Raw genomic sequence first — 15,896 nt, 5'->3', positions numbered from 1 at the left:
TATATGGACAACAATAAATATATTTTGCCTTTCTCAGCCAAAAGCAAGGAAGCCCTGGTAAATACAGCCAGTCAGATAATCGACCATCTGATTGGCAATCCACAGATCAGTCTTTCGGATGCTTCATTTCTGCTTCAATCGGGAAGAAGGGCTTATCATTACAGGAGTACTGCTGTAATTAGCAAAGCTGAGCTTAACAATCTGCGGCCGCTGGAAATTACAGAAACAGGAGCAGCGAATAATATAATCTTCGCTTTTCCAGATACAAGCGATTTATGGAGATGGGAGACATTTTCAGAAAAAGTACATAATGATGGAATACATCAGTTGTTTCAGGCTGGCAGAGCGGTTGTTTTAGACCGCCTGCCGGCAGCTATTGCAGATAAAATAAAGACGGGCAAAGCGTCTGACCCGATTATTTCCTGTTATCAGGCTTTTGCCAATGGATATGCAGGTAATCATGTCCTGACTGAATCAGGAATTACTCCAACTGCTTATATTGGTACTGGGATCACAGAATTAACAGCCATGTCCTGTTCCGGAGCACTGCCTGTTGACCATGCACTTGAGATCATTAAGCGGTATGGGGAGCTAAGCACATATCAATCCGTATATCAAAAGGACCAGCTGAGACCACGGCTCATACCAATCATGCGGACTCCATCCCAGAAAGCCAGTCAGCACCTTCAAGAGGGAGTACTGGTTAAACTAGGCACTTCCACACTGACGAATCCGGTTCTTGATGGATGCCAGGTACAACCTTGTAAAAGTTTTCATTTATTTACAGAAGATGCCCCCAATATAGAGGATTCGTTCAGTAATCTGATTGCTCGGCTATGGTGTCAGGGATTTGATATTAACTGGCAGAAACTCGCTGGTTGCCAGACTCACAAGAGAATAATCCTGCCAACCTATTCATTTGATAAAATTGCTTTTGTCAGTGACATTAAAACGGAGGCTGGGGGGGATAGTAATTCTTCTGAGAACAAGGCAGCATGCAGTGGTAATCTATGGGTTGATCCAGTTGAAGCTTTAAAGGAGTTCTGGAGTGAAATCATTGGTTGCCGGGAGTTTAATGACAATGATGATTTTTTTCAGCTGGGTGGAGATTCCCTCACTGGAATTATGCTGACCTCCAGAATCAGAGAACAATTAAAAATTGATTTGACATTGTCGGACATTTTTGCTCATTCAACCTTTAAAAAAATGTCAGCCCTTGTAAGCAAATCATTTCAGGAAACTGATAATAATGAGATTCCTGTTCTTCCAAAGAGTGATTATTATGAGGCCTCTTCTGCACAAAAACGAATGTTTGTTATGAATGAACTCATTGAAACAGGCGTGCCTTATAACTTTGCTGATGTTTACCGGGTCAGCGGCATCATAAATAAAAACGCACTCAATGATGCCTTTGTGCAGCTGGTCAACCGTCATGATGCTTTTCGAACCCGGTTTGACCTGATGAACGGTGAGGTAGTGCAAAAAATAGAAGACAGAGTCGATTTTCAGGTCACCTATCTTACCTCAAATCCAACTGATCTGAAAACTGAAATTGAACGAAACATACGGCCGTTTGATTTGTCCCAGGCACCTTTATTAAGAGTATCCGTAATTAGTCTTGGGGAACAGGATCATGTGGTAGTAATTGATATGCATCACATTATATCTGATCAGACTTCACTTGGCATATTGAGAAAAGAGTTATTGGATATTTATGAGAATCGTCCACTGCCGCCGCTGGAAATCCAATATAAGGACTTCGCCCACTGGCAGAATAATTACTTTAAAAGTGGAAAACTGGATTCTCAGTTAAACTATTGGAAAAATGAGTTTACAGATGGTATTCCGTGTCTGAATCTGCAGACTGATTTTAATCGTCCTGAGGTAATGGAATATCAGGGGGATAAGGTAACATATCAATTTGATCCCCAATTAAGTGAAGCAATCAGGACAGCATCAAAGGCAATGGGAATTACGCCATATATGATGATGCTGGCAGCACTGAATATTCTGCTGTGGAAATATACCGGGCAGACAGAAATTCCGGTGGGGACTGCTATTTCAGGCAGGAAACACTCAAAGCTGGACGCCGTTGTGGGTATGTTTGTCAATACACTGGTAATCAATACAAAAATAAATGGACAGTCCACCATTGAGGAATATATCCAATTAGTCAGGAGTAAAATGTTAAGCGCTTTTGATAATCAGGATTTTCAATTTGAAATGCTGGTTGAAGCCTTGGATCTCCCGAAAAATCTCTCCCGGAATCCCTTATTTGATGTCTTTTTAAACTATGTGAGTGTAAGCTTAAGTCAGCTGGAAATTGGCGGGAATGTCTGGTCAGCTTATGAAAAAGATGAAATCGGGATAAAACAGGATCTTGGTTTTATTATTGAAGAGAACCCCGTTGGTTTTTCTTTGGATGTTGAATATGCCAAGTCGCTTTATTGCAGGGAAACAATAGAACTTATGGGTAAGCGTTTTCTGCTGATTTTATCAAAGCTTTCTAAAGGCGGCTGCTGCACTTTAAACGAAATCAGCATTATTTCCAAGGAAGAACGTCACTGGCTTATGAACGTGGTCAATCAGACTCAGACAGATGCACCCCTTGATAAAACAATTATCAGCCTGTTTGAAGAGGGAGTCAGAGAGCAGCCCGAAGCGCCAGCCATTGAATGGCAGGACCAGAAAATAACCTATCGGCAATTTAACAATATGGTCAATCAGATGGCCGGGAAATTGGCAAAACAGCAGGTTACATACAAGGACATCGTTCCCATACTGCTGGATTGGGGACCAATGCAGATCATAAGCATCTTTAGTATTATGAAATTAGGTGCCGCATATCTGCCCATTGATCCGACTTACCCTCAAGAACGAATTGATTTTATTCTTCAGGATTCAGCCAGTAAAATTATCATTACTGAGCAATCAGCTCAGGATAAAATTGGCTGTCCAATTCAGAAGTTTGTTGTGGATGCAGATGAAAATATACTGGATCCTTCAGTGGATTTTGGACTTCATTCAGCTTACACTCCCACAGAATTAAATTCTGAAGATATCTGCTATGTAATTTATACATCAGGTTCAACTGGTCAGCCAAAGGGAACCAGAATCAGGCACAGGAATGTCATACGAACGGTAAGAGATACAAATTATGTCCAGATGGAGGCTGGTGACCGGATCATACAAATCAGTAATTATGTGTTTGACGCATCGGTTATGAATATCTTTCTGGCTTTGCTGAATCAGGCATGTCTGGTGGTGATACCCAGGTCTTTATCCATTGAGATTGCCAGTCTGGCACAATTTATCAGGGAACGTAATATCACTGTGTTTGCAATTCCTACGGCGTTGTTCCATCTCATAGCAGACTGGGATGCAAAAGCCCTGAGACATGTCCGGCGGATCATTGTCGGAGGAGAAAAGATGTCACTGGAGCACACGAAAAAAGCACTGGAAATAATGGGCCCTGGAAAACTTGTTGACGGGTATGGACCTACGGAATCTACCGTAATTGCAACCTACTATCTGATCAATGATTTAAACAGAACCAACGTGATCCCAATTGGTCATCCCGTATCCAATACAACCATATATGTAATGGATGACCAAAAGCAGCTGGCTCCCATTGGTGTACCCGGAGAGTTGTATATTGGTGGAGAAGGTCTGGCTGCCGATTATCTGAACAGACCAGAACTAACCCGGGAAAAATTTGCGCCGCTGTCAGCCGTAAATGGGCAGAGAGCTTATGCTACAGGTGATATTGTAATGTGGAACAGCAAAGGTGAACTGATATATCTGGGAAGAAAAGATTTTCAGCATAAGATTAACGGCTATCGAATTGAATTGGAAGAAGTTGAGCGTTATCTGGAAACAGTAGACGGTGTAAAGAAAGCCGTTGTTACTGCACCGACCGATGATAACGGAGTCGTTTATTTAAAAGCTTACTGCACTCTTAGGGATTACAATAAGCGTGATTTCTTTGATCAGAACTATATCAGAACCTCCTTAAGAAAAAAAGTACCGGAATATATGGTTCCGGAAAAATATGTAATTTTACCGGAGTTTCCTCTTAATCACAGCGGCAAAATCGATAAAAAGGCATTGCATGATATGGAGCATGAATCGGCTGTATTTACCGATATAAATCATTCTGGAAATGATCTGGAGGAGGTAATCTTAAAATCCATGAAGCAAGTGCTTAACAATCAGGTGCTTGGTTCTGAAGATAACTTTTTTAGAAATGGGGGACAATCGATTAAGGCAATCGCATTGGCAAAAAAATTGTTAGAGCAGGGAGTTAAAATCAAAGTGAATGATATATTTCAGTATCAAACTGCACAGCAGATTGCTTCCTTCCTTAAAAAATCCCATTTTAATCAAGCTGATGAAACAACGAAAGAAAGCATTCAGACAAGCAGTGTCTGCTCCTTAGATGAGGCCCAGATGAACAGCCTGGTATCAATAGCTCTTGCAAGGCGAAGCAGTGCATCTGATTTTATATCCGGCACAGACGTCATTGAAAATTTTTCATTAACTCCAATTCAGTGTGGGCATTATCTAAGCGGTTCGGCTTTTAGCGGGGCGTTAATTGAATTAATTGGGGAATATTCAAAATATCAGATTAAAGATGCGGTCACTAAAGTGATCATGGATAACCAATTGCTGCGTTCGGTAATAGTGTCAGCGGACGACCGGCTGGAATGGTCTGAACATTCTGGTGCCGGATTTGAAATAATCAGCCGGGACAGTTATGGGTATCTTGATGTATCCGTATATTCTGATGAGATAAAAACACAGCTTTTAAAGCAATTAGCTCATGATATATTTGCGGTTAAATATGAGCCGGGAACTCTGCGATGGAATCTTTGTATTGTCAGAAAACAGGCCGGTAACCATGTCATTGTATGGGGGATAGATCATGTTATTTTTGATGGCATGAGCGCTGAAATTTTAAAGACTCAGGTAGAGGCCAATTTAAATCCTGCAGCCAAAGCCCTGCTTCATCCAATCCATCCATATAGCGATTACGTAAAGCTATTGGAAAGAGGACCAAGGGAAATAACCTCACAGAGTATTATTAATAGCTTTGATTTATTAAACTGGAGTAAAATAAATAAAGAAATTGCCTTAAAGCAGCCACTTTTACATGCTGATGAATTGATCAACGAATTTGCTTTTGATGTTTCGGTAAAGCAGATGGGCGATTCAGATATCTGGCAGCAGGCAATTCATTTGACAATTGAAATATTAAAAGAATACTTTTGTATGCCGGTCATACCACTGGTATTGGTAGACTCCGGCAGATCTTATGGAGGTGAGTCATATTATAATACCATTGGTGAGTTTCTGGATTTAATACCCGTAATGAGTGATATGGTAGAGGACGGGTCAGTTGGACGGTTGTTCCAATATTGTAAGGATTACTCACTTAATTTCCTGTCCTTATTGGAACCTGGAAAAACTACAGATTGCTATGAGGAGGTAAGAAGTATAATTAAAAAGGATTTTTATCCGAATCAATCTTTTTTTAATTTTATACTATTTAATTTTCAGGGATTTGTTTCCAAAACGGATAAATCTACTCTGTCTCAGATAACAGACGATACAAAACTGGGCAGAACCGTGGTGACAGCACATTATGATGAAGAGAAACTGCATTTGGAAATAACAGATGTATTGGGACTGGATGGGGATAAAATAATGAATATTATAAAATCGCAGACAGATAACTGGGGGAACTTAAATGAAAAATGATATTAATCAAAAGAAATACCCTGTCATGTACATGGTTATAACGTTGGTAATTTGTTGGGGACTTGGAATATTATATACAATATTCAGCAATGGTTTTAGTGCTTCATTCAGTGATCCCGCCGTATTGGTTGCTATGTGTGCTCCAACGCTGGCAGCTTTGATTATTTATGGCATAACTGGTGGGAAGCCTGCCATCAAAAACATTTTGAAAAAATTTTTAATTAAACGGGAACAGTTATTTTGGATTCCAGTTATTATTAGTCTTAACCTGCTCTTTTTTTTAATAGTTCGATTCGGTTTGATATTATTGGGTATTGAAGTTCCTGAGATTACATTGACATTAAAGCAGCAGTTAAAAGAAATGATAATTAATTTTTTTGAAGAGATTGGGGTTATCGGTGGAGCTATGGGGTGGGTTGGATTTTTAATTCCTTACTTTCAAACCAAATTTAACAATAATATCAAAGCCGGTATTATGGCAGGATTGGGGATTGGTCTGTTTGTAATTCCCGGTTACGCTATCTCAGCGTTTGGTCTGGTTGCATTGTATCCCCTTTATGTATTGCAAATGGTAACATTCATGGTTTTATATAGCTATATTTTTAATTTGACGGATGGCAATCTGATGCTATATGTCATTCTATTATGGGTGAATTCCTCAGGCAGCCGCATGCAGCTGTATTACTTTGCACCTCCGTCCCAAATTCTTCAGATTGGGGCATTTGCACTGGCTGCGTTTGGATTTCATATACTTACCCGGAATAAAATTAAAATGGAGCTGGTGAAACTTCCTCAATATTTTCTTGAAGGCTCAAAAACAGATGAATTAAGGGGGGAAAATATTGGAACTATTTACAAAAATGAAGTCCGGTAATCAGGGGCGCTTATTTTGCTTTCCTTATTTGGGAGGCTATGTCAATTCTTTTGGTGATCTGATTCAATCCTTTCACCACAATCTGGAGGTCTGGGTGGCCAATCCGCCTGGACATCTGGGCTCGAATTTGAATCTGGTGTCGGATATTGATACCCTTACTAATTTATATTATGAGGAAATTGGTTCCCTGATTTCAGAAAAAAGCTGTTTCCTTGGACATAGCATGGGGGGAGTAGTGGCTTTTTCACTAATTAATAAAATTGCTGCCAATGGAAAATCACCCCTGCCTGAAAAACTGATCCTATCAGCCACTTCCATGCCAGATACATTTGCTGAGAAACAATATAGCAGTTTTAGTGACGATGATCTGGTTGAGGTCCTTAAAAGCTATGGTGGTCTGCCGGCTCCTTTGTTAGCAAATGGTGAATTAATGGATATTATGAGACCGATTTTTCGCGCTGATTATAAGATTTTGGAATCTGCTGCTGCAAAATTACAAAAGATTGATGTTGAGACACTGATTCTATGGGGAGAAAATGACAGGGTCGAGACAATAGAAAATGCTTATTTATGGAAAAATCTGCTTCGCCGTGGATTAAATGTTGTTACTTTAAAGAAGGCTTCTCATTTATTCATTCATGACAGAGCCGCTGAAGTTGCAGATCATGTGGAAAAATTCATGGGGCTCTAAACAATTTGATAAAATCTGCATCAAAGAAAGGAACAGCATGATTAATAATAAAAGAAATTACCGTAATTTCCTCATTATCTGGATCGGCGAATTATTGGCTGGAATTGGAACCGGAATGACCAGCTTCGGGCTTGGGGTTTATGTCTGGCAGCTGACAAATTCCACAGTTGACGTATCCATGGTGGAATTAGCGGCACTTTTACCACTGGTATTACTCTCTCCAATAGCAGGTGTACTGGCGGATCGGTTTGACCGGCGATTGTTGATGATTATTGGTGATACAGTATCTGCGCTGGGACTCGTCGCCATGCTGGTCATAATGAAAGCTGGCACCATTGAAGTGTGGCAGATCTGCCTATGTGTGGGCTTTTCTTCCACCTTTAGTTCCCTTTTAGACCCTGCTTATAAAGCAACAATTACGGATTTACTGACAAAGGAAGAGTATTCAAAAGCAACGGGTATGATGTCATTGGCATCTTCAGCCAAATTTTTGATTTCACCGGCACTGGCAGGTCTGGCACTTAGTTATTTCAATATTGAATTAATTTTAATCATTGATATTTTAACCTTAGTAATTACTGTCTCGGTAATCTTTGCTGTCAGAAAATCCCTGACAGTTGAATTAGTGAAACAGGGAAAGCTACATATATTAAAAGATTTAAAGGAAGGCTGGCTGCAATTAAATGAAAATAAGGGAGTAAGGAAATTGGTTATTCTTGTTACGCTGGTGTGTTTTTATCTGGGATTTGTCCAGGTTTTGTCAAAACCCATGTGCCTTCCGTTAATGGACGAAAAGGGGCTTGGAATTATGCAGACAATATGCGGTTGCGGTACATTGCTGGCTGGGATTGTAATTGGATCTGGAAAGCTAAGCCGTAATTATGTAAATGTTATGGGGATCAGTTTCGTAGTTGGCGGGGCAGCTATGGTTGGATTTGGAGCAACGATGATCGTCCCGGTAATTGCGGCAATGGGCTTTGTCTTTTTTGCAACCTTACCTTTTGCTGATACCAGTACCAATTACCTGATTAGAATCACCATTAAAAATGAGCAGCAAGGACGTGTGTGGGGATTAATTGCATTGATTTCACAACTTGGATACGTTCTGGCATATGGTATTTCCGGAATCTTATCGGATTATGTTTTTATCCCGGCTTTACGGCCGGATGGTGTATTGGCGGGAAGCGTTGGGAAAATTATGGGAACGGGAGAAACACGGGGAGTCAGTCTGTTAATTATGATTTCAGGATTTGGTCTGATCATGATAGCATTTCTGGTGTTTCAATCAAAGGATATTAGAGATCTGGAAGAGGTGGATAGCCATATTGGTTATTTAATAAAACCTGTCAGTCAACAGGAGAAATGAGGTCATCATGTACGGCAAAATCATCAGAAATGATATGCGCAGAAGCAAGCTGATTACTGCAACCATTGCAATCTTTATTGTATTGGCGTCATTACTGACATCGCTTGCGTCGGCACTGAGCATTGATTTACTTGGAGCGATTGATAATTTTATGCTGCAAGCCAAAACACCGCATTATATGCAGATGCACTCCGGCGATGTAGATATGGATCGGTTAGCCACATTTGCAGTTAACCAAAAGAATGTAAAAGACTATCAGGTATCGGAATTTTTAAATATTGAGGGTGCCGAGATCGTGATAGGAGAGAATACGCTGGCTGGAAGTGTTCAAGACAATGGTCTCACAGTACAAAACTCAAAATTTGATTTTTTAATTAGTCTAAATGGAGAGGTTGCTCAGCCGTCAGATGGGGAAATCTACGTGCCAATTTATTACATGAGAGAGGGTAAGGCACGTGAGGGGGATAAAGCAACTATTTGCGGCGTTCCCTTTAAAGTAGCAGGATTTATCCGGGACTCTCAAATGAATCCGGCAATGATTTCTTCAAAACGTTTTCTGGTTAGCCGGAATGATTTTGAAAAGGTACGAGGATTTGGAAGATTAGAAAATATTATCGAGTTTCGTTTTATTGATAACAGTATTCCCGTTACGAATTTTGAAACCGCCTATATGGATGCCGGAATTGAAGCAAATGGTCCTTCCAGTATTACCTATGCTCTTTTTAAGATAGCCAATGCCAGCACCGATGGAATAATGATTGCAGTGTTGGTATTAGTCAGTGTGCTGGTCATTATTGTTACCTTTTTATGCATTCGTTTTACTCTGCTTGCAAAGATTGAAGAAGATTATAGAGAAATAGGAGTAATGAAAGCCATTGGAATAAGGGTATCCAATATAAAAAAACTCTACCTTGCAAAATATGGAGCAATTGCTGCTGCTGCCTGTCTGCTGGGATTTTTAACTTCACGGGTTCTGCTTACTCCTCTTTCATACAACATCAGGCTATACATGGGGGAGAGTGACAGTACGTTTCCTGCTTTGATCGGCGGATTTATTGGCTCTGCAATTATATTTATTGTAATTATTCTATATGTAAATGGGGTATTATCACGATTCCGCAAGATATCTGCGGCTCAGGCTATCCGATTCGGAGCACCCAGGGAAAAGTCCAAATCATCAAATGCTTTTGTGTTAAGCAAAAATCGTATCTTTTCCTGTAATACATTTCTGGGCATAAAGGATGTTCTGTCAAGAAAAAAGCTTTATATCACAATGTTCATGGTGTTAGTGGTTTCCTCATTTATTATGGTGGTACCACAAAATATTTATAATACCATTTTATCCAGGAATTTTATGACTTATATGGGTATTGGAAGCTGTTACATGAGGATCGATATTCAGCAAACCGATGATATACCAGAAAAAACGGAAGCAATTGCTTCTGAAATGGCTCAGGATGAAAATATCTCCAAATACACAGTTCTCACAAGTTTTCTATTTGATATGAATCTGGATGATGGGACTGTTAAACGGCTGAAAGTTGAACTTGGGGATCATTTACTATTTCCAATTAAATATTCAAAAGGCAGAGCTCCTGAGTCAGAGACAGAGATAGCTTTATCAAAGTTAAATATGGATGATTTAAAGAAAGATATTGGTGATGAGATAACGCTTCTTATTGATGGACAGGAAAAGCAATTAACTATCTGCGGAATTTATTCAGACATCACAAATGGCGGCAGAACCGCAAAGGCTATGTTTAAGAGTCTGAGAAGTGATGTATTGTGGTCGGTTATTCCTGTAGAATTTCATGATAATTCATTAACTGATACTGAAATAAAAAAATACCGGACATTATATCCGTTTGCAAAAGTGTCAAATATTGATCAGTATATTGACCAGTCATTCGGATCTACGATTCTGGCAATCCAGAAAGTTTCCTATACTTCAATTGCAGCTTCCGTATTACTTACAATACTCGTTACACTGCTGTTTATGAAAATGCTGGTCACTAAGGACCGTTATCCCATTGCAGTCTTAAAATCCCTAGGCTTTACCTGTTCTGAGATTCGCAGGCAGTATGTGGCACGTTCGATTTTTGTATTGATATTCGGAGTTGTGATTGGCACAGCGTTAGCCAATACTCTGGGCGAACTGGTAGGAGTTGCGTTGATTTCCTCATTTGGCGCTTCCTCATTTCACTTTGAGGTAAATCCGTTATTTGCTTACCTGTTTTCTCCAATAGTAATTACGGTATGTGTTTATGCTGCTACAATATTTGGAATCTCAGACATTGATATGTTATTAGTGTCTGATCATATAAAGGAGTAAATAATGGAAAATATATTGACCGGAAAAGATATTATGAAAATTTTTGGTGAAAAAGGTGAAGAGATCAAAGCACTTGACAAAGTGAGTGTATCTATATCAAAAGGCGAGTTTGTAGCGGTTATGGGGGCTTCAGGCGGAGGAAAGTCTACCTTGTTGTTCGCTTTAAGCGGAATGGATGACATTACCAGCGGTTCGGTAAAATTTGATGAGGTAGAGCTATCCGGGTTAAATGATAAGCAGTTGGCAGATATCCGCAGAACTAAAATGGGTTTTGTTTTTCAACAGCCAACCATGTTAAAAAATCTGAATCTCCTTGATAATATTATTCTGCCGGTGGCACAAAATCGTGCTGGAATGAGTCCTGCCCAGGTAAAACAAAAGGCCAGAATGTTAATGGAAAAAACAGGAATTAATCAACTGGGAAATCGTGATATTACAGAGGTTTCAGGAGGCCAGCTGCAGCGGGCGGGGATTTGCAGAGCACTGATGACTTCCCCGGAAATATTATTTGCCGATGAGCCTACTGGAGCTTTAAATTCAAAGGCATCGGAAGAAATAATGGATCTTCTGTCCGGCATTAATAATGAGGGAACAGCTATTTTACTGGTGACTCATGATGTGAAGGTGGCAGCAAGGGCTAGCAGAGTCTTATTCATGAAGGATGGAAAAATCATCTCAGAAATACAGTTAGATAAGTTTAAAAGCCATAGTATAGGAATTCGGGCAGACAAGATATTAGCTCATGCACAGCAGATCGGCATTTAAAACTATAGGGAGAGGAGGGGAGTATTATGCAGATTGGCATCATTGGGGCAGGCGTTATGGGAAAAGGAGTGGCACAGCGTTTTGCTCAATATCATCACCAGGTAATTATATTTGATCATGATCCTGAAGTAAGGATTTCTGTGTTGCAGGAAATTGAAAAGAGTTTAAAAATTGCATCCATGTTTCAAAAAACAATTAATGTGAAAGAATGCATTTCAAATATTAAGGTTGCATCTCAGTATGAGGAATTGAAGCAGGCTGATTATATAGTGGAAAATGTAACCGAAAACATTGATATTAAAAAGTCAGTATACAATCAGCTGGAACAAGTGTGTAAACCAGAGTGTATTTATATGGTTAATACATCTTGTGTACCGATTACCCTTATTGCATCCGGTACCAGGCGGACTGACAAGGTAATTGGAGTACATTTTATGAATCCGGTACCCATGAAGAATTTTGCGGAAGTGATTAAGGGGATTCATACATCACAGGAAACAATTGACAAAGTGGAACAATTGTTAAAAGTGATTGGCATTGAGATTGAAGTAGTCAATGACAGTGCCGGATTTGTTTCAAACCGCTTGTCCCATTTATTTATGAATGAAGCGGCTATGCTGGTTTATGAGGGAGTTGCAACACCAAAACAAATTGATTCTATTTTTAAAAATGGCTTTGGTCATAAAATGGGACCTTTGGAAACAGCCGATTTAATCGGGCTTGATGTAGTTCTGGATTCATTAAAAATAATATATGAACATTATGAAGACCCAAAATACAGAGCCTGCCCGTTGCTTAAGAATATGGTATATGCAGGTAAAACCGGAAGAAAATCAGGAAAAGGTTTTTATAACTATTAGAAAGGTAAGGATAATAACATGGTAAGAGATAAAATAATAGCATTTTTGTCTAAATTTGTAGACGTTAGCGAGCTTAAGGATGAGGATAATATTTTTGATACGGGTCTGGTAAATTCTTTGTTTGCGGTAAATCTGGTTAGTTTTATTGAAAGTGAATTTGATATATCAATTGAAAATTCAGAACTGGATCTGGATAATTTTAAGGATATCCGTTCCATTACTTCACTGATTGAGAGAAAGCGGTCATAATCATATGATTCCGGGAGAGAAAAAAGATAGATGGAAAGACAAAAAGTAAAATGTGTGGTGTGGGATTTAGATCAGACATTATGGGAAGGAATACTAATTGAGGACAGGCAGGTTATTATAAAGGATCATGTTGTGGAGGTAATCAAAGAACTGGACAGACGGGGAATATTACAGTCTGTCAGCAGTAAAAATGAATACCAGATGGCCAGACAGAGGCTTATGGAAGCAGGCTTATGGGACTATTTTATATACCCGCAGATCAACTGGAACAGCAAATCCGAAGCGATCAGCCAGATTGCCCAGAAGATCAATATTGGAATTGATACATTCTGTTTTATTGATGATCAGGAATTTGAACGGGAAGAAGTATCATTCACCCATCCAAAAGTTTTATGCATAGATGCCGGTAACATTGGGGATCTGCTTGATATGGACTGCCTAAACCCCAAATATATTACAGAGGATTCAAAAAAAAGAAGACAGATGTATCAAAATGACATGAAAAGAAACCAGCAGGAGGAAGTATATACCGGCACCAAAGAAGCCTTTTTAGAGACGTTGGAGATGTGTTTTAAAATTGAAAGAGCACAGGAAGAAGATCTTAAGAGGGCAGAGGAGCTGACAGTCAGAACCCATCAGTTAAATTCAACCGGATACATATATTCTTATGAGGAATTAAAGGGCTTTATAAACAGCGGGCAGCACGATGTGTTTGTTGCACAGCTTGATGATAAATTCGGAACGTATGGAAAAATTGGATTGGCTCTGATTGAAAAACAGCAGGAAATCTGGGAAATCAAACTACTTTTAATGTCCTGCCGCGTAATGTCAAAAGGAGTTGGAAATGTGTTTTTAAATCACTTAATTAACGAGGCCAGAAAGTATGGAAAAACAATCAGAGCCCAGTTTATTCCCACAGATAAAAACCGGATCATGTATGTTACCTATAAATTTAATGGCTTCAAAGAAATTGGCCAGAAGGGAGATGTTGTGATTCTCGAAGCTGATACATCTTATCCCAGGGTGATACCACATTATGTAAATCTTATTTATGAAGAAGGGGACATATAATGGATTTTACGATTACCAGAGAACAAAAAGAGTTCCGGCAGGAAGTAATAGATTTTGCACGTGAGAATTTGAACGACAGCCGGTATTATGAAGAATTTTCCATGGAAATGTGGAAAAAAGTCAGTGATTTCGGTTTACTCGGCATTACAGTTGATGAAGAATACGGAGGCCTGAGCGAAAGCTATGAGACAGCGGCAATTGTTTTTGAGGCACTTGGCTATGGCTGTATGAATAATGGTTTTATTTTTGTTATTAATAATCATATATGGGTAGCACAGAATTTGATTTTTCTTTATGGTACAAAAATATTAAAAGATAAATATTTACACCAGATGGTAGCAGGAACACGGATCGGATCAATAGCCATAACAGAAGCTGAATCTGGATCTGATGCATTCTCAATGACAACTACTGTGGTAGAACAGGAAGACTGTTACCTGCTAAACGGGACTAAAATGTTTATTTCCAATGGGCCCATCTCAGACATTTTTATTGTTTTCGCGGTGACTCAGAAAGAACCGGTTAAATTTTCAGCATTTGTTGTGGAACGCCAGTATGATGGAGTAACAACCGGCAAAAACATTGAAAAAATGGGACTTGGTGCCTGTCCTACAAGTGAATTGATTTTAAACAATGTCCGGATTCCCAAAGAGAACCTGCTTGGTAATTTTAATGGTGGAGGCAATATCATGATGGGGGCATTGGAGTGGGAACGATGTTTTGAGTTTGCTCCCCACATTGGTGTTATGCAGCGGGTCATGGAGGAGTGTATAAGGCAGGTCAATGGCAGGAAGCAGTTTGGAAAGCCGATTGGTGAAAATCAGGCGGTATCTCATAAAATTGCGGAAATGGAAGTGGCGATAGAAATGGCACGGATGATGCTTTACCAAATTGCCTGGCTGAAAGATCAAAAGAAATCAGCTTATTTACAAACATCTGTTTTTAAACTTTTTGTCAGTGAAAATTATATTAAAACATGCCGGGATGCACTGCAGATTTTTGGCGCATATGGTTATAGTAAAGAATACAATTTGGAGCGGGAAATGCGGGACGCACTTGCCAGCAGTATTCATTCCGGAACCAATGAAATGCAGAAAAACACGATTTATTCCATGGTCAATGCCAGATGTCTGTGAGAAATCATAAGGAGTTATTATGAAAATTGTTGTATGCATAAAACCGGTAAAATCAGAACTGGTTTATCCCTCTGAGTCGCGGGTGGAAGAATATTTAATAAATCCCTATGATTTATATGCTTTGCAGGAGAGTGTCAAAATAAAACAATTTATGGATTGTAAAATTATATGCCTGTGCATGGGACCAATGGGGGCGGTTGGGATGATGCAGAAAGCTCTGGCAATGGGAGCCGATCAGGCAATTATTTTAAATGATAATTTATTTCGGGGATCAGATACCGTTGCTACTTCTTACATATTGGCAAAGGCAATTAAAAAGATTGGTAATGTAAGTCTGGTGACTTGTGGCAGAAGAACAATTGATGGTGAAACCGGACAGGTAGTCTATGGGATAGGCGAACGCCTTAGATATTACTGTTTACCTGAAGTGGCCGAAATCTTAGAGGCCAGTGGGGATGCACTTAAAGTGATGCAGGTAACAGAATCGGAAAATCTGGTGGGTCAATTAAATCTGCCGGCAATTGTCGCTTTTCATGACTTTATTCTGTCACAGCCACAAATCAGCCTGTTAGCATTAAAAAAAGCCAGGAAAAGTGAAATAACAGTCTGGAATGCTGCCGATCTTGAGGTGGAGGAAGCAAAGTGCGGACTGGAAGGCTCTAAAACAAGAGTGATGCAGATTGAAAAGGAGATTTGTAAAAAGAAAAAAGCATATATAGACGGGAAAACCGAAGAAAAAGCAGCGTTTATTTTTAATATTATAAAGGGGAAACACAGCTGAAAAAGTGAGGT

11 protein-coding genes are annotated in these 15,896 nt (G+C 39.5%); all 11 read left to right on the top strand.

The window, feature by feature from the left end; genetic code table 11:
- The first annotated feature begins 3 nt into the window (after window positions 1-3).
- The 11 genes from ACOAOT_RS17350 to ACOAOT_RS17300 are packed head-to-tail and all read left to right on the top strand — an operon-like array spanning window position 4 to window position 15,885.
- On the top strand, window positions 4-5,760 hold the full coding sequence (locus tag ACOAOT_RS17350) for an amino acid adenylation domain-containing protein (protein ID WP_420218130.1): 5,757 nt from the start codon (window positions 4-6) through the stop codon (window positions 5,758-5,760).
- Entirely contained in the window at window positions 5,750-6,634 is an 885-nt protein-coding gene (locus tag ACOAOT_RS17345; RefSeq protein WP_420218129.1) for a hypothetical protein, read from the top strand. Before ACOAOT_RS17350 ends, ACOAOT_RS17345 begins: the two co-directional genes overlap by 11 nt.
- Window positions 6,603-7,325, top strand: coding sequence for a thioesterase II family protein (locus tag ACOAOT_RS17340; protein WP_420218128.1), 723 nt, complete (start codon window positions 6,603-6,605; stop codon window positions 7,323-7,325). The genes ACOAOT_RS17345 and ACOAOT_RS17340 overlap by 32 nt, the downstream gene beginning before the upstream one ends.
- Before the next feature lie 37 nt (window positions 7,326-7,362).
- On the top strand, window positions 7,363-8,691 hold the full coding sequence (locus tag ACOAOT_RS17335) for an MFS transporter (RefSeq protein ID WP_420218127.1): 1,329 nt from the start codon (window positions 7,363-7,365) through the stop codon (window positions 8,689-8,691).
- 7 nt (window positions 8,692-8,698) lie between these two features.
- Window positions 8,699-11,023, top strand: a complete 2,325-nt coding sequence (locus tag ACOAOT_RS17330; protein ID WP_420218126.1) for an FtsX-like permease family protein — start codon at window positions 8,699-8,701, stop codon at window positions 11,021-11,023.
- Window positions 11,024-11,026: 3 nt separating this feature from the next.
- Complete coding sequence (locus ACOAOT_RS17325; RefSeq protein ID WP_420218125.1) at window positions 11,027-11,788, top strand: ABC transporter ATP-binding protein; 762 nt, start codon at window positions 11,027-11,029, stop codon at window positions 11,786-11,788.
- Window positions 11,789-11,814: 26 nt separating this feature from the next.
- On the top strand, window positions 11,815-12,648 hold the full coding sequence (locus ACOAOT_RS17320; protein ID WP_420218124.1) for a 3-hydroxyacyl-CoA dehydrogenase family protein: 834 nt from the start codon (window positions 11,815-11,817) through the stop codon (window positions 12,646-12,648).
- 18 nt (window positions 12,649-12,666) lie between these two features.
- A complete protein-coding gene (locus ACOAOT_RS17315) occupies window positions 12,667-12,897 on the top strand; it encodes an acyl carrier protein (RefSeq protein ID WP_420218123.1) in 231 nt (76 codons plus the stop codon).
- A 30-nt stretch (window positions 12,898-12,927) separates the two neighbouring features.
- The gene (locus ACOAOT_RS17310; protein WP_420218122.1) at window positions 12,928-13,968 is read left to right on the top strand and encodes an HAD-IIIC family phosphatase; all 1,041 of its coding nucleotides are present in this window, start codon (window positions 12,928-12,930) and stop codon (window positions 13,966-13,968) included.
- Window positions 13,968-15,104 carry an acyl-CoA dehydrogenase family protein gene (locus ACOAOT_RS17305; RefSeq protein WP_420218121.1) on the top strand — a complete coding sequence of 379 codons (1,137 nt, stop codon included), beginning with the start codon at window positions 13,968-13,970 and terminating at the stop codon, window positions 15,102-15,104. The genes ACOAOT_RS17310 and ACOAOT_RS17305 overlap by 1 nt, the downstream gene beginning before the upstream one ends.
- A gap of 19 nt (window positions 15,105-15,123) precedes the next feature.
- Window positions 15,124-15,885 (top strand): electron transfer flavoprotein subunit beta/FixA family protein, encoded by a 762-nt coding sequence (locus ACOAOT_RS17300; RefSeq protein ID WP_420218120.1) that lies wholly within the window; start codon window positions 15,124-15,126, stop codon window positions 15,883-15,885.
- Window positions 15,886-15,896 lie beyond the last annotated feature (11 nt).

This window comes from Lacrimispora struthionigena, from assembly GCF_048627165.1.
Classification (GTDB): domain Bacteria; phylum Bacillota; class Clostridia; order Lachnospirales; family Lachnospiraceae; genus Lacrimispora.
Note: the sequence above shows the minus strand (reverse complement) of the source record. Positions and strands in the feature narration are given on the sequence as shown.